The sequence below is a fragment of the Bacteroides sp. AM10-21B genome (assembly GCF_003472565.1).
GTDB classification, from domain to species: Bacteria; Bacteroidota; Bacteroidia; order Bacteroidales; family Bacteroidaceae; genus Bacteroides; species Bacteroides propionicigenes.
In genome coordinates this window covers 222,512-249,299 of sequence record NZ_QRME01000003.1, presented here as the reverse complement: position 1 = coordinate 249,299, position 26,788 = coordinate 222,512, and the positions used below count along the sequence as shown (strand labels likewise).

General features: G+C 45.1%; 20 protein-coding genes. 10 read left to right on the top strand and 10 right to left on the bottom strand.

Translation table 11 applies throughout. The annotated features are described in order from the left end of the window. Positions 1–68 precede the first annotated feature (68 nt). The 5 genes from DW121_RS05225 to DW121_RS05205 are packed head-to-tail and all read left to right on the top strand — an operon-like array spanning position 69 to position 8,668. Complete coding sequence (locus DW121_RS05225; protein WP_117710615.1) at positions 69–3,242, top strand: SusC/RagA family TonB-linked outer membrane protein; 3,174 nt, start codon at positions 69–71, stop codon at positions 3,240–3,242. Between the two features lie 33 nt (positions 3,243–3,275). After that, positions 3,276–5,027 carry a RagB/SusD family nutrient uptake outer membrane protein gene (locus DW121_RS05220; protein ID WP_118323191.1) on the top strand — a complete coding sequence of 584 codons (1,752 nt, stop codon included), beginning with the start codon at positions 3,276–3,278 and terminating at the stop codon, positions 5,025–5,027. A gap of 54 nt (positions 5,028–5,081) precedes the next feature. After that, positions 5,082–6,044, top strand: coding sequence for a DUF5017 domain-containing protein (locus DW121_RS05215; RefSeq protein ID WP_118323190.1), 963 nt, complete (start codon positions 5,082–5,084; stop codon positions 6,042–6,044). A gap of 29 nt (positions 6,045–6,073) precedes the next feature. After that, positions 6,074–7,054: a fimbrillin family protein gene (locus tag DW121_RS05210; protein WP_117710618.1), complete on the top strand. Its 981-nt coding sequence runs from the start codon at positions 6,074–6,076 to the stop codon at positions 7,052–7,054. A gap of 24 nt (positions 7,055–7,078) precedes the next feature. Further along, a complete protein-coding gene (locus tag DW121_RS05205; protein ID WP_118323189.1) occupies positions 7,079–8,668 on the top strand; it encodes a fimbrillin family protein in 1,590 nt (529 codons plus the stop codon). A gap of 525 nt (positions 8,669–9,193) precedes the next feature. On the opposite strand, the gene DW121_RS05200 is transcribed toward DW121_RS05205, so the two are convergent. The 3 genes from DW121_RS05200 to DW121_RS05190 all read right to left on the bottom strand — a co-directional run bounded on the left by DW121_RS05200 (position 9,194) and on the right by DW121_RS05190 (position 16,454). Beyond that, positions 9,194–12,094, bottom strand: coding sequence for a chondroitinase family polysaccharide lyase (locus DW121_RS05200; RefSeq protein ID WP_118323188.1), 2,901 nt, complete (start codon positions 12,092–12,094; stop codon positions 9,194–9,196). 191 nt (positions 12,095–12,285) lie between these two features. Beyond that, on the bottom strand, positions 12,286–13,890 hold the full coding sequence (locus tag DW121_RS05195) for a PL29 family lyase N-terminal domain-containing protein (protein WP_147399660.1): 1,605 nt from the start codon (positions 13,888–13,890) through the stop codon (positions 12,286–12,288). A gap of 23 nt (positions 13,891–13,913) precedes the next feature. Further along, positions 13,914–16,454, bottom strand: a complete 2,541-nt coding sequence (locus DW121_RS05190; RefSeq protein WP_118323186.1) for a DUF4955 domain-containing protein — start codon at positions 16,452–16,454, stop codon at positions 13,914–13,916. Positions 16,455–16,669: 215 nt separating this feature from the next. On the opposite strand from DW121_RS05190, the gene DW121_RS05185 reads away from it, so the two are divergent. After that, positions 16,670–17,266, top strand: a complete 597-nt coding sequence (locus tag DW121_RS05185) for a hypothetical protein (RefSeq protein ID WP_117710623.1) — start codon at positions 16,670–16,672, stop codon at positions 17,264–17,266. A gap of 2 nt (positions 17,267–17,268) precedes the next feature. After that, positions 17,269–17,565 carry a UpxY family transcription antiterminator gene (locus DW121_RS05180; protein ID WP_118323185.1) on the top strand — a complete coding sequence of 99 codons (297 nt, stop codon included), beginning with the start codon at positions 17,269–17,271 and terminating at the stop codon, positions 17,563–17,565. 23 nt (positions 17,566–17,588) lie between these two features. Here the strand turns inward: DW121_RS05180 and DW121_RS05175 are convergent, their stop codons facing one another. Continuing rightward, positions 17,589–17,933: a helix-turn-helix domain-containing protein gene (locus DW121_RS05175; protein ID WP_117710625.1), complete on the bottom strand. Its 345-nt coding sequence runs from the start codon at positions 17,931–17,933 to the stop codon at positions 17,589–17,591. A gap of 161 nt (positions 17,934–18,094) precedes the next feature. On the opposite strand from DW121_RS05175, the gene DW121_RS05170 reads away from it, so the two are divergent. Together DW121_RS05170 and DW121_RS05165 are read left to right on the top strand one after the other, a co-directional pair. Beyond that, positions 18,095–18,691, top strand: a complete 597-nt coding sequence (locus tag DW121_RS05170) for a hypothetical protein (protein WP_118323184.1) — start codon at positions 18,095–18,097, stop codon at positions 18,689–18,691. 2 nt (positions 18,692–18,693) lie between these two features. Beyond that, positions 18,694–18,990, top strand: coding sequence for a transcription termination/antitermination NusG family protein (locus DW121_RS05165; RefSeq protein WP_118323183.1), 297 nt, complete (start codon positions 18,694–18,696; stop codon positions 18,988–18,990). On the opposite strand, the gene DW121_RS05160 is transcribed toward DW121_RS05165, so the two are convergent. The 3 genes from DW121_RS05160 to DW121_RS05150 all read right to left on the bottom strand — a co-directional run bounded on the left by DW121_RS05160 (position 18,978) and on the right by DW121_RS05150 (position 21,620). Then, positions 18,978–20,000: a YeiH family protein gene (locus DW121_RS05160; protein WP_118323182.1), complete on the bottom strand. Its 1,023-nt coding sequence runs from the start codon at positions 19,998–20,000 to the stop codon at positions 18,978–18,980. The two genes, DW121_RS05165 and DW121_RS05160, sit on opposite strands and share 13 nt — an antisense overlap. A gap of 82 nt (positions 20,001–20,082) precedes the next feature. Then, positions 20,083–20,979 (bottom strand): LysR family transcriptional regulator, encoded by an 897-nt coding sequence (locus DW121_RS05155; protein ID WP_117710629.1) that lies wholly within the window; start codon positions 20,977–20,979, stop codon positions 20,083–20,085. 20 nt (positions 20,980–20,999) lie between these two features. Continuing rightward, positions 21,000–21,620, bottom strand: a complete 621-nt coding sequence (locus DW121_RS05150) for a DUF6621 family protein (protein WP_117710630.1) — start codon at positions 21,618–21,620, stop codon at positions 21,000–21,002. 186 nt (positions 21,621–21,806) lie between these two features. Here DW121_RS05150 and clpB point away from each other — a divergent pair, with 186 nt between their 5' ends. Then, positions 21,807–24,401 carry an ATP-dependent chaperone ClpB gene (gene clpB, locus DW121_RS05145; RefSeq protein ID WP_117710631.1) on the top strand — a complete coding sequence of 865 codons (2,595 nt, stop codon included), beginning with the start codon at positions 21,807–21,809 and terminating at the stop codon, positions 24,399–24,401. Between the two features lie 296 nt (positions 24,402–24,697). Here the strand turns inward: clpB and DW121_RS05140 are convergent, their stop codons facing one another. From DW121_RS05140 to DW121_RS05130, 3 genes are read right to left on the bottom strand one after another with little or no spacing between them, the layout of a single operon-like run. Then, entirely contained in the window at positions 24,698–25,135 is a 438-nt protein-coding gene (locus DW121_RS05140) for a DUF5606 domain-containing protein (protein WP_118323181.1), read from the bottom strand. A gap of 27 nt (positions 25,136–25,162) precedes the next feature. Next, positions 25,163–25,777, bottom strand: coding sequence for a dephospho-CoA kinase (coaE, locus tag DW121_RS05135; protein ID WP_118323180.1), 615 nt, complete (start codon positions 25,775–25,777; stop codon positions 25,163–25,165). Then, entirely contained in the window at positions 25,774–26,784 is a 1,011-nt protein-coding gene (locus tag DW121_RS05130; protein ID WP_117710633.1) for a CdaR family protein, read from the bottom strand. The genes coaE and DW121_RS05130 overlap by 4 nt, the downstream gene beginning before the upstream one ends. Positions 26,785–26,788: the final 4 nt, after the last annotated feature.

The following is a 26,788-nucleotide window of genomic DNA, read 5'->3' as shown; positions in this document are numbered from 1 at the left end:
TTTACATATATTCATAACTTTGCCCCGAAGAAATTAAAAACAGCTAAGATAATCTTACTTTTGATAATATGAAAAGAATCCATTTCGTGAGCCTTAGAAGAGCAAGTTCTCTTTTACTCTTTTTGCTGCTTTCGCTGACTACGCTGCAAGCACAAATCAAAATTACAGGTACGGTTACCGACGAAACCAAAGAAACGGTTATCGGAGCCAACGTTACTGTAAAAGGAACAACGATCGGTACTATTACAGATGTAAACGGTAAGTATTCAATCGAAGTTCCCGACCAAAAATCCATTCTTGTATTCTCTTTCATCGGATATACCACCCGTGAAATTCCGGTAGGAAAGAATAAGGTGATTGACGTCATAATGAAAGAAGACGGCGTAATGCTGAACGAAGTTGTAGCCGTGGGGTATGCCACCGTAAAGAAAGGCGACCTGACAGGTTCGGTCAGCAAGGTGGATATGGACGACCTTACCAAAGCCCCTGTCAATTCGTTCGACCAAGCGCTGGGCGGACGCGTGGCGGGTGTACAAGTAGTGAGCGGTTCGGGACAGCCCGGTTCGGAAGCCAACATCGTTATCCGCGGCAGTAACACCATTTCAAACAATGCCGACGGTGCACCACTCTACGTCATTGATGGTTTTGCCACCGATGATCCCAACGCCGCAGCCTACAATCCTAATGACATCGAATCCATCGACGTGCTGAAAGATGCTTCCGCCACCGCCATTTACGGTGCCCGCGGAGCCAACGGTGTCATCATCATTACCACCAAACGCGGTAAGGAAAGCGCTCCTCGCGTCACGTACGACGGCTACGTCAGTATGCAGATGCGCCCGCAGTACCTCGACATTATGGACGGCAGCCAGTTCGTGGCACTGCAACAGGACATACTCTCGGCTTCGGATATGGAAAAAACTTACTTCGGATATAGCGAGAACCTGGGACGCAACCGTACGTTGGAGGACTACAAAACACTGCCCTACTACAACTGGCAGAAGGAAGTGTTCCGTGTAGCCCCCATGACAAGCCACCACGTATCTTTGTCCGGTGGCAGCAAGAACACACGTTACAGTTCCAGCATATCCTACTACAACCAACAGGGTGTCATCATCAACTCTTCCTACGAGAGCCTGAAAGCCCGTCTGACGTTAGACCAGAATATCACCAAAAGCTTGAAATTCGGTGCTACAATGAACTTCGCCAACAACGTTTCCGTAGGTTCGGCACCCTCACAGAGCGGCGGCGGAACAGCACAATACTTCCTGTATCAGGTACTTGCCTACCGCCCTATCGGATATAGCGAAACGGACGACCTCATGAACAGTGACACTGTGAACGATGACGGTACATATCCCTATAACCCGCTAAAGACCATCGAAAATCAGGTAGACCGCACCAAGAGCCGTCAGCTCAACCTGAACACCTACCTGAACTGGGAAATCATCAAAAACCTGACATTCAGAGCGACCTTTTCATATAGCTGGCGTACAGACAAACGCCAACAATTCAACAACTCCGATACATACCTTGGCGACCCCCAATATTCCGCCAACGGTGTGAACGGGCAATTCTCCGTCAAGGAGTGGGACAGCTGGTCTAACGAGTACACGCTGACCTATAAGAAACGTATGGGCAAACACAACCTCACCGGAATGGTGGGTGCGTCACTTTCCAGCCAAAGCATCAGCGTACTGGGTGCGCAAGCCGTGCAAGTGCCTTGGGAAGAAAACGGTTTCTGGGGCATCCAGAGCGGTACTCCCCGTACCATTACCACCACTTGCGTGGAGAACAGGCTGATGTCCTACTTTGCGCGTGCCAACTACGACTGGCAGTCACGCTATCTGCTCACCGCCACTATCCGTGCCGACGGTTCATCACGCTTCCCCTACAACAAATGGGGATACTTCCCGTCAGCATCTTTCGCATGGCGTCTGTCCGACGAACCGTTCATGCACTTGGAGAACACGCCGATTTCCAACCTGAAACTGCGTGTGGGCTGGGGTGCAACCGGTAACAACAACACCAACAGCAACTATCCGTCGTCACGCCTGTACGCCACCAGCGACAAGTACGCCTTCAACAACGCACTGAACCCCGCCCTGTACATCACGCAAATAGCCAATAAGGACTTGAAGTGGGAAACGACTTACCAGACCAACATTGGTCTTGACTTCGGACTCTTCAAGAACCGTATCAACGGTGAAATCGATGTCTACAACAAAGAGACAAAAGACTTGCTGCTCTATGCCGAAGTGCCCGCCTCACTGGGTTTCTCCTCCGTACAGCAGAACATCGGCAGCGTACGCAACCGCGGTCTTGAAATCTCCATCAATACCGTAAACTTCCCCGGCGGACGCGGCAAGTTCAAGTGGACCACCAACTTCAACATCGCATTCAACAAGAATGAGATTACCGCCCTTTCCGACGGGCAGGAAAGCCGTTTGGTAGGTTTCAGCAGTCCCAACGTGACTAATGCCTATATTTGTAAAGTGGGACATCCGCTTTCCGAAATGTACGGCTACGTTTACGACGGCGTGTACCAGTACGAAGACTTCAACGAAATCTCCCCCAACGTATTCGTACTGAAAGACAACGTCCCTAACAATACACAAAAACGTTCCACCATACAGCCGGGAGACGTCAAGCTGAAAGACATCAACGGCGACGGCCAAGTGACCAGCGAAGACCAGACCATCATCGGTCACGGCCTGCCCATCCACACCGGCGGTTTCACCAACAACTTCGAATGGAAGAACTTCGACTTGAGCGTATTCTTCCAGTGGTCTTACGGCAACGACGTTATCAACTACAACCGTGTGAAGCTGGAATCTCTGCGCGGCAAGCACATCAACCAGCTGGCTTCGGCAGCCAACCACTGGACACCCCGCACGGACAACGGAGACGGTACGTACACAGACGGTAACTATACCAACTACCTCTGCGCACCCAACCGCAGCCTTACCAACATCAACACCAGCCGCGAAGTGGAAGACGCTTCTTTCCTGCGACTGAAAACCGTACAGCTGGGTTACAACTTTCCCGCCAAACTCTTGAAGAAAGCACGCCTCAGCTCGCTACGCCTCTACGTAACCGGACAGAATCTCTGGACTTGGACCGGATATACCGGATACGACCCCGAAGTCTCCACCCGCAACTCTGCCATGACGCGCGGATTCGACTACTCGTCTTATCCCAAGACCATGTCTTTCACTTTCGGCGTAAAACTGGGATTATAATCATTGACTATTGAACTTTAAAGATACAGTAATATGAAAAAACTGATATACATACTCCTGCTCGCGGTAAGTTTCACTTCTTGCAACTTCCTCGACACCACGATATACAACAATCCGGAAGGAGACCAAGTAATAGACGATGAAAACGGCTGCATGGCAGGACTGACAGGTATCTACGACATACTGGGCAACAGCGCCCTTTACGGACAAAACCTCTGGGCTGACCTTGATGCAGGTACTGACATCATGTACTACAACCGCGACTACGGCAAAGATTACCTCTACGTATGTATGTACAATTACAACAATACCGAAGAACGCCTCAACGAAACATGGAAGGCCCTTTATACCGGTATCGACCGTGCCAACGACTTCCTCGCACAACTGGCAAACCTCACCGACAGCCAATGCGGCGGAGCCGCCAAGAAAGCCATGTACGAAGCCGAAGCACGTGCACTGCGCGCACTTCTCTACATGAATCTTGTGGCATACTGGGGCGAAGTACCCTTGCGCACCACTCCTACCAAAGACCTCACCACCCAACTGCTGAAGAAGTCGCCGCAAGCGGACATCTACGCACAAATATTTGAAGACCTCCAATACGGTGCGGGTATAGTAGACGAAAACGGTAAAGTCATTGAAGAAGGCCACTGCCTGCCCGCCAATGAACTGAACGCTCCGGGACGTATCTCACGCACCACCGCCCAAGGCTTGCTGGCACGCGCCTACCTGTGGTATTCCGGTTACCCCGTAGAGGGTAACACGTGGAAAGAAGCCCGCGGCTATGCCAAAGCGGTCATGAACAGCGGACTTCACGATCTCAACAGAACAAGTTCCGACTCCAAGTATGCCAACGGTTACCCAGGACTCTTTATCAAGATGTGCTCCAACCAGTACGACCTCACCGCACGCGAAAGTATGTTTGAAGTGGAGTTCTACGGCAATGGTCTGGACGCTTCCAACGAAGCCGGAAAAGTAGGCCTGTACAACGGCGTAACGCAAAGCGCCACTTACGACCCCGACGTACCTTTCGCTTACGGCTGGTACAATGCCACCCATATCCTGCTCCGCCTCTACGACAAGAAGTACGGCGTTGTAAGCAAGAAAGATAAGGAAACAGGCGACCAGCGCAAATGGTGGAACCTTGCCGACTTCACTTGGAAGAAAGATGAGGCTAACAAGAAAGTCTACAAAGAAATGCTGACCGAAGCCCAAATGAATACCGACAACCGCAAAGCCTGTCCCGGCAAGTGGCGTGCCGAATACGACCCCATACGTCCGTGGGCACGCAACAACTCATCTATCAACTTCCCCATTCTGCGTTACAGTGACATCCTGCTGATGTTTGCCGAAGCGGACAATGAAATAAACGGCCCTACCCCGGATGCCATCACCGCTATCAACGAAGTGCGTACACGTGCCGGAGCAAGCGCCATTGCATCGGGTGAAGTTCCGCCGAAGAACAGCGAAGAAACAGTAGACATCAATACACCGGAAGGTATGCGCCAATTCATCTTTGAAGAACGCACCCGCGAACTCTGTTTCGAGACACCGCGCCACATGGAGTTGCGCCGTATGGGTAAGGATTTCTTCTACAACCGCATCAAGCTGCTGGTCAGTACGGACGTCTACGCCAATGGCGACAAGCACATCATCGGCTATCCTTTGGACGATGTGGCTTCCGTACCCGCCCGCAACATTGATACAAGCAAGCATATCTACCTGCCCATTCCGCAATGCGAGCTGAACACCAACACCATCTGCGGACAAAACGAAGGCTGGTAAGTGCCGAGAAACCAAGAAATATGAACAGTAAGAATACCATAAGACTTAAAGAATATGAAAATAAATAACCTTATACTGAAATATGTCTGGATGCCCCTGATAGCAGGTACGTTTGCATCTTGCCAGACTGACAACGTAGATGACATTGAGTTTGGTGTAAGCGCTGACAAAACCACTGTTACCGTCGGTGAAGCTGTACGTTTCCGGTTCGACGGCAATCCGGACTACATCTCATTCTACCCCGGAACCAAGACCTGCAACTACGCCAACCGCGAACGTACCCGCATTGAGGGAGTGGACAGCGTAGGCATGTCCTGCAAGATAGAGCAGGTATATACCGAACTCAAAGCCTATAAAGACCAGCAGTTGCTCACTGCTTGTGTCTCTACGGACTTCACAGGAGTATATACTCCGGAAAACATAGCGGCAGCTACATGGAAAGCGGTAGAGGGGCTGAAGATGCCCGTTTCTGCCACCGCCAATGTAACCATAGAGTATACCGAGGCCGACCTCAGAGAGTATCTGGATAAAGATTTCTACGTAGCGTTCCAATATAAGGCAGGTCCCAACACCATCAAGGAGAGTAACTACGGCAAACCCCGTATCCAAATCAAGCTTCTGACATTGGCTAAGCGCGACCCGGACAAATACGTCTACAAAAACGAGGATGTAGCCTACGGTTGGGGATTCCAAACCGTACTTGTACAGACCCAGCCTAAAGGTGAGAAGTACGACATCACAGAGAGTATGCTCTCCTTCTTCCCCGACAAGGACACGGAGAAGGACAAAGATGTAGAGGTTTGGATGATAAGCAAGAAGCTCAATGCCGCAACTATCGAACCGGACCGCGGCACACCCATCAAGAGCACTAATGCCCGCCTGCCCTACTACGAGTTCAGGTACGACCGTCCCGGCACTTACAAAGCCACATTCATTGCCACCAACGCCAATATGTGGAACTCAAAGCAAGCTGTGCGCGAAGTGACTATCACCGTGAACGAGACAACCGCTGAATAATAAAGATATAAAATTAAAACCTTAAGTTTATGGCTAATAATAAATTTATCCATCTACTCCTTGCCTGCGCCCTGTTTGCTGCGTGCGACGACAACGACACTCCCGTTGACGAAAGCAAATCCTACCCTGCCGTTATCATGGCAGAAGCATTCGACTACGGCAGCGAAACCGGGACTACTTGGTTTAAAGGAGAAACCATTGGCGTATATATGCTGAAAGGCGGTACGGACGACATTGTTGCTCCTTACAGCAACCTGCGCTACTATGCCAACAGCTTCGACAATCAGGACTACTTCCTGCCGGGCAACAACGACTCTATCCCCTACTTCCCCGCTACGGGCGATAAAATGGACATTGCCGCCTACTACCCGCAAACCACCGTACTGGCAGACAGTCTCGTTGCCATCCACTTGATTAATAACTACGAGTACGCGTCGCAACTGCTCTTTGCCCGTGTAGCGGATTTAAACAAGGACAGCCGCAAGGCGGAACTCCCGCTAACTCCTGTGCTGACAAAGCTGACTTTCCAGTTCAAAGTGGGCTATGGCATGACGGAAGCCGATTTGAAAGGCCTTTTAGTCACCCTGCAAGGACTGCCCGTTTCCGGCAACTTCAATGCCACCACCGGCAAAATAAACTTCCGTGATGTGACAATCGGCGAGGACATCAAGCTGACCACCACAGAGCCCAAGAAAGAGAAAGCCTCCACCCGTGCCGAAGATGACAAAGAAGATAATGAAATCCTCATTACCGCACAAGGTATGGTGTTGCCTGCCAGCACCACAGAAGGCTATAAAGTAATAATAGAACTCCCCGCTGCCAACGAAGGAACCGGAAAAACATACGAATATGAAATTCCGAAAGCTACAGACCAGTTCGAAGGCTCACAAGAGTACACGTTCGATACCACCATCAATAATGAGAACCTGATTATTGTTGTTGATAAATCACCCATCATCAACTGGGGACAAGGTGGAATCATCAATGGCGACGGAGAAGAAATAAAATAATATAAACCTCAAATTATAAGAATTATGAAAAAGAACATTAAGTATTTCATGATGGCTGCCGTAGCGTTATTGTCTATGAGCGCATGTAACAATGAGATGGACGAACAAGACCCTGCAAACAATGGGAAATTACAGCCTGTACAGTTCCAAACATCTATAGCCGGAACCCGTACGAGTACTACTCCAGACCATGTAACGACTTTTGCCAATGGCGATGAAATTGGTCTGTTTGTCTATGCAGAAAATGGTGTAATAGGAACTGATACTCCTATATATTCTAACGTAAAACTTACATATTCAGATGGCACATGGACTTCTGAAACTCCCATCTATCCGGAAGTTGCATACGACTATTATGCTTATTACCCATATCAAGCTAATACACAGGAAGGAATTAATCCTACAAAAATCGCCATTAACGTAAACCCCAATCAGAATGTTGTGAACAACTATAATGTCAGTGATGTATTAGCAACCGATAAGATTGCAGCAACAATCAATGCAACAACTGTAAATTTAAGTTTCAAGCATGCATATGCCATGATAGAAGCAAAAATTTCCGGAAGTTTGGTTAGCGCAGCTCCAACAAGTGTGGTCTTGAATAATGTTAAGACAGAAGCATCCCTCACACTTGGAAGTCCTTCCGCTGGCGTTGCTGAAGGAGCAGTAGCCGATGTAACAATGGGGTCTATCAACGAAGACGCAACAAGCAATATTTATACTTATCGTGCAGTAGTTCCTGCACAAGAGATTGCAGGTGGAGAAACTTTGATTACTGTTACTTTAGCCGATGGAAAGAAATATCAAATGAAAGCCGCTGCAAGTGGAGCCAAATACGTAGCCGCTAAATATACCCTTTTGGATGTAAATATCGGTACAGCTAAACCTTCTGTGAATGTAACGACTAATGACCAAAGTATCTCTGCATGGGAAGGGAATGGAAGTATCGCTGAGAACACTACGGAAGTAGTAACACCTGTTACTTCATTTACATTACCATTATTAACAACAGATATATCTGCAACATATACATATAAAGGATGGAGTGCAGCTACCACAACAAAAGCTTCAGGTGAAGAAGATTTTTGGTTTAGAAGAGAGAATGGGAAAGCACCTCTTGCCACAATAAGTTACACAAATGATGCGATTACACTTCAACATACAACTAAAGGTTCATGGAATAACTCAAATATAAGTTTCCACTGTGCTAAGCCATTCGAACAAACTATTTATCAAATATCAATAACAGGTTCATCTAATATAGCCGATGGTAGCATGGGGATCGCCATTTCTAACTATACAGATAATAAACTTTTTCAATTAGCTGCTAATTCTGAAATGACAGGAAAGCTCATGACTGTACGATCCTTTAAAATAAACAAAGACGGTACAGCCGACAATACCCATACAGTCAGTACATTTATCAATATGGCAAAATGTTCCACTACTGGTTCCAGTGATTTTTCATCTTTAAATCCCCCCATTACCACTTTTGACACAGCGACAAAGGATGATACTAGAAATATAAATATATACTTATATAACTATACCGACAATAGCACTTTATCTATTAAGGAAATTAAGATAGAAAAATTCGTTGCTTCTGTACAATAATTAAAAATCCAAATAAGATATAAATACATTATAATCAAATAACTATACAAAAAAAAACGCAGTAACAATAACCTAACCTAAATCTATCTCTAAAAAACGTGAATTAATGGGTTTGAATCCCCCGTCTCCTTCTTTGGAGCGGGGGATTTTTGATATACTTCCTATTCTGTTCTGATGTACATCAAACAGAATTATCGCCATAGTCAAAAAGTTCTTTTACGCTACTAAGAAAGAGACATTATCTGTTTTCACTCATACCCCTTCCACCCTCCACACCCGCCTATTCATGCAGGATAGCGGGTGGAAGGGACACTGTATCCGAAACCACGCACGTTTGCTCCCCAAATGCCACAGCTTAGCTCTATAAAGCCCTGAGGTTTGGGGAGCAAACGTGCGTGGTTTCGGACGCTAAGATGCGTCAGTTTGGAAAGTATAGTGCAAAAAAGAACCCCTTCCGCATCCCGTTCCTCGTGAGCGAAGAAACAAGAACCGCGAAAGGGGCAAGGAATACCTAAAGAAAACCAGTTATTTCTTCAACCGGAACTCTACCGGCTGTCCGTGTTGGCAGGTGACGGTAACTTCCGTAACATCTCCTGTAGAGCGGACTTTTACTTTTTCGTTGGGCGCTGCCAAACTCCAATTGCCTTTCAAGTGCAAAGTCTTGAGAGACGGGGCGCTGGGTTCGGGCGTAGTATAGGTCTTTTCCTTGATATGCAGGTCGGGGTCGCAGACGCTGACTATCAGCATTCCGTCCTCTGCCATACGGCGCATCACCATCGTTTCGGGAGCGATATCCGCCACCACTTCATCCTCCGGCAAGCTGACCGCCTCGAAAGCCGCATAGCCCGTCACACCCGAAGCGCGGTCGAAAACAATGTGTGCCTGCCGGTCGCGGCGAAGAATGGAATAACCCGGATCTTTCTGCGCTGCGGCAAGTTCTTCGGCAGTGGGCCGGATAAGAACGCTGTAAGCATAAGTAGCGTCTTTGGGAGCCAGACCATGCACAATGTACGCACTGGCAAATGTACCCTTCGTAGGAGATTTATCCGTATCTTTGGCACTCTGCTGCTCGGCTATCTGCACACGTACAAGACCTTCCAAAACCAGATAATGATTGCCGTATCCGTCGCGCAACCAGCAGTTGGGATTACCCGCCAGCTTTGCGCCGAATGCAGGTTTGTCTATCTCCTTGCCCATCATGGAGATGGCAGCCTTGCCCGGACGATACTCGCTTTGGAAAATAGTAGTCTCCGTGGGGTACTGCGCATTGCTGTTGCTGATACCCGTTCCCAGACAGACTATACGGTTGTCGAAACAGAAAGCAGACTTGCGCGCTACAAAGTCGGGAGTGAAATTCTTGTAATCGGCCTCTTTCAGCTTCATGGCAAGCATACCGTTGCGGCCTTCCAGTGAGGAAGTTCCGGCAAAATTCTCGGTGGAACGCGCCATTAAAGTACCGGCACGCGGGTTGTCCAGCAGTTCCAAAGGCAAATGGATGGTGGTCGTGCCCGGCAGGCGATTCCAGTCCCAGCCCTCTTCCACATATCCGCTCGCCTTGCGTGAGGGATAGCCCATTATCTGGACAGAGCCGTAACTTTGGTAACGTCCGTAGCGGTTGTCCTTTGCATAAATCTCCGAACCCCATACATTGGTGTTGAATGTTTTGAGCGTCACCATCCAGTTGTCACGGCGGTGAATGCCGGCAGCGCCATAATTGTAGACGAAGAAACCTTGCGGAGCCTCGGCAGGCTGAACACCTTTCTCCTTAAAGAGACGGGCTTCGGGACTGTTCTTGCCGTTCATCAGGCGAAGATAGTCGGCAGCCAGCAAGCGGTCGAAGTCACCGCCCTGTCCGGACAAGTCTCCGGAGAGCGCCAGTTGTGCGAATGCTTTAATGTCCGCCCCACCCATTTTACCACCAAAGGGATGACGTCCGCCAAGTCCGGTGCTCCACTCTATGAGGTTGGAGTAATTGCGCATGGCAGTGAATGCACTTGCCAAAAGGCGGCGGGCTTCGAGCGAAGGAACAAATCCCGTTCCGCTGGTCATAGCCACATAATCGCCCACCGTAGCGAGTGCGCCGGTGGTATAGGCGGGGTAGAAACCGCCATGATGGAAGGTTGTGCCGTCTACTTTGATACCGCCAATCGTACCCGGCGTACAGTTGACCGAACCGGATACCCAACGGGATAAGCCTTGCAATGCCTGCACACGCTCACATTCGTCGGGAATCATCATGGCAGCTATCAGCTTGGGTTGCAACAGGGTATTCCAAGAGTCGAGCATCTCATCGCGTATCTCTGCGCAAGGGCGTCTCGTTTCCTGCAAGGCAGACCAGAAGAGCAGTGTCTTGAGAATGTCATCTCGACGTGAAGATTTCAGAATGGCTTTACGCATCAGCCAAGCCGTGGTATATATCTTACGTATCTGGTAGCCGTAGTGGTGGTTAGTACCCATGCCGCTGCCATAGGCAAAGCCTTGATCTATGGCATAGTCCCATACGGCGAAGTAGTTGCCCTCGGCTTCATAGGATTTGTTGCAATAGGCGTCGTAGGCAAATCCGGTAAGCATGGCTTCGAGGTCGTTCCATGATAGCTCGCCTTTATCACGATGCAACTCGTCCGGAGCAAGCAGGGGCGCACCGGTAAAGCCCGAACCCGACGGATAGATGTCGGCTTTAGTGTAGGTTGCCGTAGCTTTCTTCACTGCGGCTGCCACGGTTGAAGCGGCAGGCGGTGTCAGGGCATCGCTCAAACGGTCTTCTATCATCTTGAGTTCCTGACGCTGTTTCTCCGTGAGTTTGGCAGGACGGGGAATGTCGTATTCATACTGTTCCCATTCCCACACACGGCACCAGTGCCAAAGGTCGCGCCCCACGGCAAGGCTGTTGTAGTCTATCTGCATATCGGGGGTGGTACGCAGGTTCATCGCCTTTTCGGGGAACTTCCAACGGTCAAAGAATACACGGCCTTTACGGTCGGGAGCCACTACCCGGTAAGAGGCTATCGTCTTGTCTGCCTTATCACCGCGCATACTCTTGAAGCCAATCCAGCAGGCACGCCACCCGGGCGATTGCAACCGGTAGGTGAACCAATAGGACACCTTACCCTCTGCATTGAGAAACTCAAAACGCAACGAATCGGGCTGTGACTTTTCATTATATATCCACAGCGTGATGCCATGCGTGTTCTCTGTCTTGTTGTTCAACGCCAACGGGGCGTCTAACGCAACATTCATTACTGAACCGGGACGGAAATCCCATTCAAGACTCTTCTTGCCTTCTTTATAGTAACGGTTTGACAAGGACAGGGATTTCTTGTCGGGAGAAGTGAAGCCCGCCGGAACCTGCTCCTCAAAGCCGATAACCTGCTGCGCACTCAAAGGGAGCGCGCAGAGGAAGGCGAGGGATAGTAGGAGATGTTTCATATGATAAATGGTTAAAATTAGTTTGTACCATTGATTATCTGTCATTCAGAGCGCAGCGAAGAATCTATTCTCTTTTATATGCACATAGGGAAGAGATTCTTCGCTGCGCTCTGAATGACAGGTTGTATAAGATATCAAGCGTATATGTTTATACTAAATGGTTGTAAACAAAGATACTAAAATCCACGAGATTATTGTGCAACAGGAACGTATTCTTCAAATTTAATATCCGTAACATAAAAGGTAGTATTTGCTGCCTGAGGATAAAGCCGGATATCAATAGTCGCAGCATCTTCTACAGTAGAAGATGTCAAAGGATTATCGACTTTAATACTCGCTACTTTAGAAGCTTTCTTACTAAAATCAAATACAGCCGTTGCCGGTTCCCATTCATTATCCTTAGTAGTTGCAGAAGTTTTTACTGTAGTAGTAGGATCTCCTTTCTCATTATACACACCAAAAGCATAAGTATTATCTGCATTTCGTACTGTTGTCAGTAGCTTAGCGCCTAATGTCCCTTTCATTTTGAAAGACAATTTGTATTTCTTCGTTATATCACAATTGGCTTCTTTTTTAAAATAGCCTAAAGCTATTTTAAAAAAGCTATTAGCTATCTTACATTCTATTTTGACAGCTTTCACAGACTTACCTTCTACCATTTCGTCAACCAATGCTAAACTTCCATTATTGGAAACTTCTGCTTCTGATGACTTATCACTTCTATGAAACCAAAAATCTCCTGTTTGCGATATCTCTTTATACGGGTCTGTATTCAATAATGTTATTATATTCATTTCTGCTGAAATAGGAATAGTTATTAAGTTTACAATCGGAGCGGGTGTCGGTTCATCCCCTCCCCCGGTTTCTACCTCAATCGGGTTCACCTGAATCTTAGTAAGCGTAGCCAACCCTCCTTTCATCGCAAGGATAGAAATATCCCTTGTATTATCAGCTATTGCACGAGTAGCCGGCTTACCTTTCGGAGCAATCACCGTCAATACAGCTACATGAGTGATTGCATCTGCCTCTGCCAACGTTGCTTTCCATCCCATAGGAGCAGTAATAACCGTACTTTCAGCTCCATTAATATGCACATTAAATGTTTTAGTTCCACCCGGATTTATATTTTGTTCACCCGTAATGGCTCTATCAAAATAGCAGAAGAAACCAGGGACGATAGGAACCTTCACCGTATTGTCACTACTAAGCGTTATTTCCAAACAATCGGTCTTCTGAACAACCCCTGTAAACTGCTGGTTCGGATTGGTTGCAGGGTCATACACAGCTTTCACCGGGTTGCCGTTTTCATCTAAAACCCGTACATAGTTATTGCCACCATCCAGTGAAATTTCCCAAAAATCCTCTGTACCTACACGGAATTCAGGAGTAATGCCATCTTTACCGATAGCATAAACCGGAGCATCTCCTTTCTTAATCTCCACAAAACTGGCTCCATCGTCATAACTTACCGCCCAATTCCCGTTTTCATTGATAGTAACCAACGGAATAGAAGCGAAACCATCCACTCTCTCCGCCAACTTCAATGTAGTGCCGTCGCTCAAAGACAGTGTGTAAACTCCATTTTCAGCATCATGCTCCACTTTGGATATAATCATACCGTCTTGGCACAAGATATTCAAAGCCTTAATATTTCCATTCAGCATTTCCACTTTATTTTCCAATGCCTCTACGCGATCATTCAAAGAGTTGATGTCCGCCTCCAGTTTATCCGTATCTTCGCAAGCTATGAAGCACAAAGCAAACAACATCAATGTATAATACCACATCTTCTTCATAATTGTATTGAGTTTTAAAGTTATTATTTCAGTGAATTCAACCAAGCCGGCACGTAACCTAAACGCTCACGCAACTGCGCCTCGTAAAGTGAATAAGGTGTAACAGCCGAGCCGTTGCTTTCAATATATTTTATCTGTTCTTTTGATTCGTCAAACGTAATTGAGTTTCCATGGAAACCGACAATGACGGGTGGCAAATTCTTCCACCAAGTATTGTTGTTATCCCACCAGATAAACTTATTGCCCCAATTTCCGTCGTATGCCACTACAGTAGCTTCCATATTCCAAATAATGAGGTCATCCAAGTGGTTGGGCAACTGATTACTGTCTCCACCTTCGCGCCATGGCATAAAACCACCTGTGCATTGGTCTATCAAAGTAGCACGAGGCTGGGTAGCGTGCGACTCAAAACATCCGTCCTTACCCCAGTGCACATTCCAAATAACAGCGCCGATACTTTGCTTGGACACACCACAAGCATGATACTGTCCCGCACCGGCTATGAATTGATTTCTATCAATACTTCCGCTGCTATTAGTTGCCTTATAACCGTCACTTTCATCCACAACCTTACCGATAAACACACGGGATGAAGCTTGCGAACGGATAGCCGAGTGTCCGCGGTTGCCACCGATATGCACATCATAAACAGAGACATTCGCACTATTGACTATGGAAGAAGCTTCACTGACGCTAATGAAATTCACTCTGCGCATCCAAGAGTTGGTAAGGCGAATAAAGTCTATAATCTTATATGCTCCATCATCTGCAGCACTGGCATGATGGGCAAAATCATCTTTAGCCTTACCCTCAAAAGTCAAGTCTTCCACACCGATATTCTCATAATGAGGATAATTCTGTATTTTCCAACCCCACTTCTTTTCTACTGCGTGCATCAAAGGCTCTACAAAAGTTACTTTATTACCACTGACAGACTTTACCTGATGGTAATCATAGATTTGTACACCCTTTTCGGTAAGATTAGTCATGTCTGCCGTAACAGAGTGAGGAGCAAGTTCCTCTGCAATCAAATCCTTATTATTATTCTCCAACGACAAACAAACCCAGGCACCTTTCTCGATACCTGTTGTAGACGCCACTTCAACCGTAAAAGAACCTTTTTCCGCATCACCGGTGACATCTGTCAAAACCGATAATCCACTATTGTGTTTCAACTCCAGCATCACGGGAGCACTCCACATCTCATTGGGTCGGACAGGTTTATTCTCCGCATCCATTTTAATAGTAGTCTTGTCACGACCTGCACCTTTTATGACAAGGTTGTTCATCGTCAAACGGAACGGCATATTGTTTTCACCTTCGCCCTGAAGGATAAACTCACCCTCGGGAAAATAAATAATAGCGTTAGCTTTGTTCATCTGATAACGGATAGCATCTGCATCCTTTCCACGTGTAGCTCCCATAGCTTCCAGCAACTTGATGAAAGCAGCACGGTCGGACTTACCGTCATTGGGAACAGCCCCATAAGACATTATATTATAGACCTTATATCCTAATGTATATACATCAGGAGGAGCAACCTCTCCATGCTTATATCCGGCAAAAGAAAAATCAAGCAAAACATTGTCGGCAGTCTTACCGATATAGTTTTCCCACGCCAAACTTGTACCCGCAGTGTATTTTGTAGTCAAAAGCTTTGTTTGAACAGTGACTACACGAATATAATTTTTAGGAGAAGTTATAATAATGTTTATCTTATCCTGCTTCTCTACATCCGTCACGTCAGGAGAAACGATAGAAAGTTCCGTCTCACTCAAAGCTACCTTCCAACCTTCGGGAGCCTGTATGGCAACTTCTTGCACTTCGCTCTGCTCTACCATATACTTACGTGTTTCAGACAAGAAAAACACTTGTTCACTCTCTGCACCAATCACTTTCAAGAAAAAGTTGTCAATAACAGAAAATGTATATTGCTGTCCGTCCGCTTTCATCGTAAGTATAATTTCCGATTTATCCTTATTATATACGATATTGCTAAAAATGGAACTTTCACCCAATTTAATATCAGCAAAAGCAGACACTTTATTACCTCCATTTATCAAAAATTCATAGTTCACTCCACCGTCATAACTCACCTGCCAGTACCCGTCGGACGAAACCCGCATCTGAGGCGATACGATACGACCGCCATCCTCATTGACAGGATAAACGCTCAACGGCTTGCCACTTCCGTCAGTCATAGGGGTATAGTTGGTTCCGTCCACACTATACATCCAGTAACCTTCATCACTGATTTTAATTAATGGAAGTAATCCGTCCACATTCTCACCGGTTACAATATTAAACGACTGCCCGTCGGCAAGTTCCAGTTTATATCCTTTATCAATAGCCGTAACTCCCACTACCGATGTACCCGACAATAAATACTGTAAACCGTTTACGGATTCATTTATGTGCTCAACCGCCTTTTCAAGTGTGGCGACACGTTCTTTCAGAAGATTTGCCTGAGCCTGCAAATCATCTACATCATTACAAGAATGTAACGGAAATAACAAACAGCAAATACACCACAGAAACAGGTGTCTAATGTTCTTGTTCCTCATAAGATTATTATTTCAGGTTATTCATATTTTAATATGACAAAAGTAACCGAAATAGAAAAAAGGGGTTGGAAAGAATAGTTCATGAATAGGCAAAAATCATACATTTACATAAATCTGCAGCACGTTTGTCTAAATTATTTATGAGATTTTTGTTTTATCAAGTATTTTATAATATTTTTGCTACACATTCAAACAAATCATTATATCACAATAGTATGACATTGATTGTTTACATTCTTATCGCAATCCCGGTATGCCTGTTGGCTATCGCTTTATGGACTTATTTGGATTTTAGGAAATACAAGAAAAAGAATTCCTGTATTCTTCTGCTATTTCTTTTCTATCCGTTTCTGTCGTATGCGCAGTACACGGACAACGAGCACTGCAACATCTCATTTACTTCATACGAAAATCAGCCGGGAAAATTGGAACACACCAAAGACAATATGATTTTTCAATTCGTTCCGGCCGATGATGCGTGGCAAATAATCATCAAGAACAACGCAGATGAAGATATACGGGTAAATTGGGAAAAAGCCAGTTTCATCATCAACGGGAGAGCATCCGGCGTCAGTTTCCATCCTTTCACAACCGATGAGACTCCTACAGACATTATTAAAAATAATTCTGAAATAGCCCGAACCGTTACCGCATCCAATCTGATTGTAGAGAAGAAAGTCAATAAAATATATAATAAGCTGAATTTAAGAAAAGGCGGAAGGACCTCTGTCAATATCATTCTTCCGGTAGGCATAGGTAATAAGCCCCAATTCTTTCATATATTCAACTTTATAGTAACACACGTTGACTAACTATGACTTCACAATATATCATCGACCACTTGGATAAACCACATACCTGGTATGTCGTACTAACCGGACCGCATGGCGAACTGACTATCAAACAGAAGTTGGAACAACAAGGTCTTATCACCTACGTTCCATTGAATTCAGTGCGGCGGCATTGGGCCGGACGTATAAAAGAAATACACATCCCGGCAGTAGCGAGATGTGTATTTGTATATGCAACCAATAATGATATTCAAAAAGTACAAAGGGAATATACCGTCCTGCCGTTTCAAACCATCAAAGCTCTGTATCAGAAACAATAGCTACCGGATTGGAAAGCTATGGATTATTTCAGCACATCGGTAATTCTTTTTTTCAGATTCAGCCTTGCCAAATCTTCCGGCTTTAATTCCAACTCCACCAATATCTTAGCTGTAGCCACATTATATGCGGCTTCTTTCATATCACAATTTGTCTGCCCTTCACGTAAAGAGTATAGCATGGCAAAATCATAATTCAGTGCTCGCGAAACATTATACAAAGTATCAGTATCAATACTTTTCCGTGTCAACATATAATCGACACTTTGAGGCCTAACACCCAGTCTCCTTGCGAGTTCAGCCTTAGTAACCTGATTATCAGCCATGACATTCCTGATAATCTCGCCAATATATATATTACTCTTTTCCATTTCTATGAAGGTACGAATTAATTAGCCATACTAAAACTACTTGAATAATAATTTATCTGATTATTTGTTTGATTTAATTCATAATTTATTTGTTTTATCAATTAATTTATGATATTTTTGCCACGTATTCATATTAATAAAAAGATAATACATATAATGTTATGACATTAACAGGTTATATTCTCATTGCAATTCCTATCTGTATACTGACTATCCTTATATGGACTTACTTTGACTATAAAAAATATAAACGGGAACACCATCTCATCATTATATTTTCACTTTTGTTTCCTACCTTATCTCATGCACAATATATTGACAATGAAAACTGCCGCATTACATTCAGATCGCATGAAAATCATCAAGGAAAATTAGAACATATCAAAAATAATGTGCTTTACCGTTTTATACCGAGCAGTAGTGCATGGAAACTTGTAGTCAGGAACAATAGCAATGAAGTAGTACAGTTGAACTGGGAAAAAGCCAACTTCATTATCAATGGAAGAGCATCAAGCGTCAGCCTCTCCCCCTTTACAACCGATAAAGTTCCGATGGAAATCATTAAAGACAATCATGAAATAAACCGGACCATTACTGCATCCAATTTGATTACAGAAAAAGGCATCAATAAAATATACAATAAAAGAAATATTAGAAAAGGAGAAAAAACTTCCGTCAGCATCGTTCTCCCGATAACTATCGGAAACAAGCCGCAATTCTTCCACACTTTCAATTTCACAGTAACACAAGCTAACTAACTATGACTTTTCAATATATTATCAGTCAATTAGATAAACCGCATATGTGGTATATCGTACTGACCGGTCCGCACGCCGAGCTGAATACCAAAAAGAAACTGGAACGACAAGGGTTTATCACCTACGTTCCATCTGATTCAGTTCGGCGAAGTTGGGCGGGGCACATAAAAGAAATACACACCCCGATAATAGCGAGATGTGTATTTGTATATGCAACCAATGAAGAGATTCAGGGGATACGGAAAGAATATGCCATCCTGTCCCCTCAAACCATAACAGCTTTATATCAGAACCAATAGATATAAGCCAACGTACTGAAACTGATAACCACCCACAGCAGTATACCTTGTACAAGCGGCTTGACTCCTACAGCTTTCAAAACGTCACGTGACAAGGAAGCTCCGATAAAGAACAGAGTTATTGTCAAGGTCTTACGAGCAATACTGTTGATTCCCGCACCAATCAAAGCACCGGTTTCTGAAAGGCTCAGCACGTAGGTGTTGACAATCATTGCCAAAACAAAAAAGAAGATGAACCAAGGAATACTAATCTTCTGCCCTTTGCTTTTGAAAATAAATGAAGTAGCAATTGCCAACGGAATAATCCAAAGGGCGCGTGTCAGTTTAATAGTAGTGGCAACTTTCAACGCTTCTTCACCATAGGCGGCTCCTGCACCCACTACCGAGCTGGTGTCGTGGATAGCAATGGCAGCCCACGTACCAAACTCATGCTGGCTCATGTTCAACGCATGGCCAATCATAGGAAATATAAACAAAGCTATCGCATTCAAAATGAAGATTGTACCCAATGCCACAGACATTTCACTATCTTTCGCCTTCAAAACAGGACCTACCGCCGCAATAGCACTGCCACCGCAAATAGCCGTACCGGAACTAATCAAATAAGAAGTGTCGCGGTCTACTTTAAGAAACTTACGACCGATAACCCAACCGATAAGCAATGTGCCTACCACGGAGATAATCGTAAACTCCATACCTTCCTTGCCGGAAGCAAGCGAAGCCTGCAAATTCATACCAAACCCCAGACCTACTACCGAGTATTGCAACAGGTATTTAGAAGTCTTTTTATTAAACTTAGGATGGGCCTGCCCACACAGCAACGCAAACGCCAATCCGAGGAATAAAGCTACCGGAGGAGTGACCCATGCAGAATAAACGTGCATTCCCGGAATATAATCGAGAAATAGGAAGAAAGAAAGAATAACAAGAAGGGAAACGTAAATAATTTTGTTGTTGTTCTGTAAGAAAGACATATTAATGCTTTTCGCAGATGCTTGAGTTGAAGCCATACCTTTTTATTTTTATTAATTTGTTTTCGGGCGCAAAGGTAGGCTTCTTTTCCCAATCACGCCAATCGTTTCTGCTTATGTACTATAACTTATTGTTATTATGTATGGCAAACTGCATGAATACTTGGGCCAAACCGCTTTCTTGCCCCTGAGGCTGTGCAAAACTGAAATCACGCAACATAGGCATTCCCTTTATTTCAACAACACGCAACTGTCCTGAATATAATTCACGCGTAATAGAACGAACGGAAACAATACCTAAACAATCCGTATGTTCCAAAAACAGTTTGATGCTCTCCGTACTCCCCAAATACATCAGAACCTGCAAAGAGGATAACTTTATATTATGTTGCTGCAAGGCACGTTCAAAAACATCCAATGTACCCGAACCTCTTTCACGAAGCACCAAAGGCAGGTGCAACAGTTCTTCCGGGGTTATCTCCTCCCCTACGGCAAGTTTGCTGCCTGTACGAACCACCGCTACCAATTCATCTTCCAGAAAAGTGGTATATTTTATATTAGGTAAACGAAATACTCCTTCCACAAACCCCAAATCAATACGATGCTCTTGCAGAGCGGCTTCTATCTCTCTAGAATTACCATTCAACAACGACAAATTAACTTGTGGAAATTTGCCTATGAAACTGGCAAGCAAAGGCGGCAGTACATATTGGGCAATAGTGGTACTGGCACCCAACTTCAAACCACCGGTGTACTCATTGTGCAACAAGTGCATTTCGTACTCCAGTCGTTTATAATCTTCCAAAATCCGCTCGCAATGCTCCAAAAGCAATTTACCGGATTCCGTCAATGAAATCCTACTCCCCTGACGGTCGAACAGACGCGTCTGATAAGCGGCTTCCAACTCTTGTATATGCTTGGTAATGGCAGGCTGGCTGACAAACAACTCTTGCGAAGCCTTCGTAAAACTCAGGTTCTTCGCAACAGCCTGGAACACTTTTAAACGAAAATCACTCACGGCATAATGAATTAAAACGATTAATTATCCTGCAAATCTTCGCTCCTGATACCTAATGCCGACATCAACGGATAACCCAACATCTCCCAATGACAAACAGCAGGTACAGCCGGTTCTTCCATACGGAAATAAATAAATTCCTTCGCATCTCCCGGCTTGCCGGCATTTTCCGCAACAGACTCTTTCAGCACCTCTTCAACTTCCTCACCATATTCTTCGCTAAAAGGTACAACAATCAATTTCTTCACATCGGCTGAGTTCAGGACTATATGTAGCAAATCAAGATACAATTCTCCACGGGACACAAAGCCCTCCGAAGGTACAGCCATAAAACTAAACTCCCCCAAAGGCCCTTTAAAAGCCACCCCATCCAGTTCACTCTTCAAATCGGAAGGCAGGCAGTGTTCCAACTTTCCGGATTGTTCATCATACACCAAAAGTATCTGTACATTATTCTCCCCCTCTTTCATTCCGGCATCCATTGCCAAATACATAGTAAAAAGTCCCAAGTCTACTGTCTGTAAAGAACGTCCCAGCAACGGTTCAAAATACTTCTTTAAATCATTGATAACAAAATTCAAGTAGGCAACGTCTATCACCATTACCGTCTCGGAAAGTTTTATTTGGGTATTTTCCATAATTATATATTAATTGAGGGGGTAAAGGTACAAAAAGTTTTGCAGATAAAAACGATTTGTCGCAAATCAGCCATTTTGACATTCATTCTCTTCTATTAACTGAAATTTTGTCTCATTTCTGCCGCTGGCAAATCTTTTGCGCCCTTTGAAGTGTTATGAATCTGATAAAAATAGAAAGGAGAACAAGATATGAACTTTAACAATTTTACCATCAAAGCGCAGGAAGCCGTACAAGAAGCCGTGAACCTGACGCAAGCACGGGGGCAACAAGCCATTGAACCCGTACACTTGCTTCAAAGCGTGATGAAGGTGGGCGAAAACGTTACCAACTTCATTTTCCAAAAGCTGGGTATGAACGGGCAGCAAATCGCACTTGTGCTAGACAAGCAGATTGATTCATTGCCGAAAGTATCAGGCGGTGAGCCTTATCTGAGTCGTGAAACGAATGAAATTTTTCAGAAGGCCACCCAGTACTCCAAAGAAATGGGAGATGAATTCGTTTCATTGGAACCGATTCTGTTGGCTTTGTTAAACGTAAAAAGCACTGCCTCCACCATCTTGAAAGATGCCGGAATGACGGAGAAAGAATTGCGCAACGCTATCAATGAATTACGAAAAGGCGAAAAGGTAACCTCACAATCCAGTGAAGACACTTATCAGTCATTGGAAAAGTACGCTATCAACCTGAATGAAGCAGCCCGAAGCGGCAAATTGGACCCTGTCATCGGACGTGACGAAGAAATCCGCCGGGTACTGCAGATTCTGAGCCGCCGTACAAAAAACAACCCTATATTAATAGGTGAGCCGGGTACAGGTAAAACAGCCATCGTAGAAGGTCTTGCCCATCGTATATTGCGAGGTGACGTTCCTGAGAACCTGAAAAACAAACAGGTTTACTCCTTGGATATGGGTGCATTGGTTGCAGGAGCCAAATACAAGGGTGAATTTGAAGAACGTCTGAAAGCCGTTATCAACGAAGTGAAGAAGTCGGAAGGAGACATCATTTTGTTTATCGACGAGATTCACACGTTGGTAGGAGCCGGTAAGGGTGAAGGCGCCATGGATGCCGCCAACATCCTGAAACCCGCCTTGGCACGTGGTGAGCTGAGAAGTATCGGGGCTACCACCCTCGACGAGTATCAAAAGTACTTTGAAAAGGACAAAGCTCTGGAACGTCGTTTCCAGATAGTCATGGTGAATGAACCGGATACGTTAAGCACCATTTCCATTCTTCGCGGTTTGAAGGAACGTTACGAAAATCATCACCACGTACGGATTAAAGACGATGCCATCATTGCCGCCGTAGAGCTGAGCAACCGCTACATCACCGACCGTTTTCTGCCGGACAAGGCTATCGACTTGATGGACGAAGCCGCAGCCAAACTCCGTATGGAAGTGGACTCCGTACCGGAAGAGTTGGACGAGATTTCACGTAAAATCAAGCAGTTGGAGATTGAGCGTGAAGCCATAAAACGCGAAAACGACCGTCCCAAACTGGAACAAATCGGTAAAGAACTTGCCGAACTGAAAGAACAGGAAAAGTCGTATAAAGCAAAGTGGCAAAGCGAAAAAACGCTGGTGAACAAGATTCAGCAAAACAAGGTCGAAATAGAGAACTTGAAGTTCGAAGCCGATAAAGCGGAACGTGAAGGTGACTACGGAAAGGTTGCCGAAATACGCTATGGCAAACTCCAGGCGCTGAATCAGGAGATTGAAGAAACGCAGCAAAAACTGCACGAAATGCAAGGTGACAGCGCAATGATTAAAGAAGAAGTCGATGCCGAAGACATTGCTGATGTAGTTTCTCGCTGGACGGGTATACCGGTAAGCAAGATGCTGCAAAGCGAAAAGGATAAGTTGCTGCATCTGGAAGACGAACTGCACCAACGCGTAATCGGTCAGGATGAAGCCATCGAAGCCGTTGCTGATGCCGTACGCCGGAGCCGTGCAGGATTGCAAGACCCGAAACGCCCTATCGGTTCGTTCCTCTTCCTCGGTACTACCGGTGTGGGTAAAACAGAACTTGCCAAAGCGCTCGCCGAATATCTGTTTGATGACGAAACGATGATGACACGTATCGACATGAGCGAATACCAAGAGAAACACAGTGTTTCCCGCTTGGTCGGAGCCCCTCCGGGATACGTAGGCTATGATGAGGGTGGCCAGTTGACGGAAGCCGTACGCCGGAAGCCGTACTCAGTCGTACTGTTCGATGAAATAGAAAAGGCACATCCGGATGTATTCAACATCTTACTGCAAGTTTTGGACGACGGACGTTTGACAGATAATAAAGGCCGTACCGTAAACTTCAAGAATACCATTATCATTATGACTTCCAATATGGGTAGCGGATACATTCAAAGCCAAATGGAAAAACTAAACAGTTCCAACAAGGAGGAGATTGTAGAAGAAACCAAGAAAGAAGTAATGAATATGCTGAAAAAAACAATCCGTCCGGAATTCCTGAACCGTATCGATGAAACAATCATGTTCTTGCCACTGACGGAAAAGGAAATCAAACAGATTGTTGTACTCCAAATCAAAAGCGTACAAAAGATGTTGTACGGAAATGGAGTGGAACTGGTATTGACCGATGCTGCCATAGACTTCCTTGCCAATGCAGGGTACGACCCTGAGTTTGGCGCCCGTCCTGTAAAGCGTGCCATCCAGCACTACTTACTGAACGATTTATCAAAGAAGCTATTAGCCCAAGAAGTAGACCGTAGCAAGCCAATCACAGTGGATGCCGATACAACGAAAGACGGATTGGTATTCAGAAACTAAAAACAAGACCTTTTCAGGAAGTTAATATCGTAACTGCAAGAAGTTAACTTTATAGACAACACGAAGTTAACTTTGTAAGAAATAATAAGTTAACTTCATAAGAAACAAGATATTAACTTAGTAAATGGGGTTGTGTCAAAATGTAAAAGTCCTATCATTCTGTCATTCTGAACGCAGTGAAGAATCTCTTCTCTGCATACATAAGAGAGGAGATTCTTCGTCGCAAGCTCCTCTGAATGACAGAATGATAGGACTTTTACATTTCGACACGCCTCTACCTTAAAAAGGGAGTATAATTACTCTGCAGTTTCTTCTTTCACTTCTTCGGCAACGGTTTCGGCCTCTTCTTCAAAGTCCGTCATGCCGCTTGCAACCAACAGGTTATACCAAGAAATCAGCTTCTTAATATCCGATACATATACGCGGTCACGGTCAAAGTTCGGCAACACTTCCGCCAAATAAGCCTGAAGTTCTTTTGCAGAAGCCTTTTTCACATCCAATGTCACAGCCACGCCGTTCTCTTTTTTCTTCATTGAAAGAAGCACATCCTTCAAAGGTACTTCTTCTTCGTCCGTATACATGGCAATATCGCCTAAAGAAATAATCTTTTCATTACCGTAAGCGGGGAAACGCTTCTTATCAACCAGTGACTCTACAATCAGCATATTCTTTCCCTGAGAAATGAGTTTATACAATCCCGGCTTGCCGGAAATAGACAAAATAGTCTTCAACATAGTATATTCTGTTTTTGTAATTAGTAGTTATTTTTTCGGTGGGCAAAGATAGGTATTATTTTGAGACAGGAAAGTGATTAAAGCTAAAACCTGTGGAATTAACGGTGTTTCACCATCATTCACTATTACAAAATCCGCCCGACCGCGCTTTTCTTCATCACTCATTTGGCTGTGGATGCGTTTTTCTATCAATTCGCGCGAGGAAACATCCCGCTTCATAGCGCGTTGTACCCGCACTTCTTCGGGAGCATAGACCATAACAATTACATCCACTTCGCCCGCAAAACCTGCCTCTATCAGAATAGCCGATTCGATGCCTGCTATCGGACAAACCGCATGATGCCGGAGCCATTGTCTGAAATCTTCTTTTACTCGCGGATGAATAATACCGTTCACCTGCAGAGCATGTTCGGGGTTGCCAAAAAGATAAGAAGCAAGCAAAGGCTTATTCAGCACTCCACCGACATAGACTTCATCACCCAACAAAGCAACCAACTCCCTGCGAATGTCAGAGTCTGCCAGCATAAGCCGCTTGGTTTCCACATCAGAAATATAGACAGGAATCCCCATCGCTTCCAACAGTCGGGACACAACACTTTTTCCACTGCCAATACCTCCGGTTATGCCTATCCTGACGGTCATAATGAAGAAGGAATTTGTTCTATAAGGAAATCAACCTGTTCGGGATTAAAACGCACTTGAGTCACTCCTTCCGGAATATTCCTTAGCTTTACAGTGTACTTGTCCGAACCCAACCGCAGCAGTTCCTCATAGGAAACATTGATATGAAAATCATCCGCGGTTATTTGACGGAAACGGCTAAGTCCTACTTGAAAAGTCACTTGAACTTTAGACGGGAAAGCACGCAGTACTTTATTAGCCGGGAAGTTTACTCCATGTAATGGTACTTCTACTGTCTTTTCCGTATAAATATCCACAGGAAGCATCATTTCAATAGAAGCCGGTACGAACTTCACCCCTTTCTGAGTGACCAAAGCCACCTGCCGCCTCAATGTATCAGAAATATTCTCCAGCTTAATATGTTGCGTATAGGCAGCGGTTATTGTATCCAGTACCCCTTCCGGTGCATAGGCCAAAACTGAATCCGGACTAAAAACCGTATCCGACAAATAATATTGCCGTCCGGCACTGACCGTGCCCGATAGTTTTACAGGGACCAACTTAGACAATCCCGTCGCATAAATATATTCCAGTGTATCCGGCTTTATGGATAGCAGGCGCGTAGAAACGTTCAACTGACTAAGAACCTTCTTCTCAAATTGAGAAGCATACACACGTACATGATTGTTGACACCTCGATAATCAGAAAAGTCAAGTGTAATCGGATAGAAACTTTTTCCCAACATATAATTGAGCAAGACAGTTCCTTTATCCTTCACCTTGATGCGAAGTTCGGAAGCAGGCTCTGAAGTAATCATTGTATTATTGGGCACACCGCGCAGACGCACCGGAACAGAGAACTCCGCTTCATAATCGTTGTTCAACGTCTGTAACAGCCAGAAACCGCCGGCTATAAAGAAGAAAAACAAAAAAACAAAGAACTCCCTGCTCTTATCGCTAAGCAGAAAGTCCTTTGCTTTTCCGGTTATATTTAAATAAATACGTCTTATGTTCCTACGATTCAACATAGGC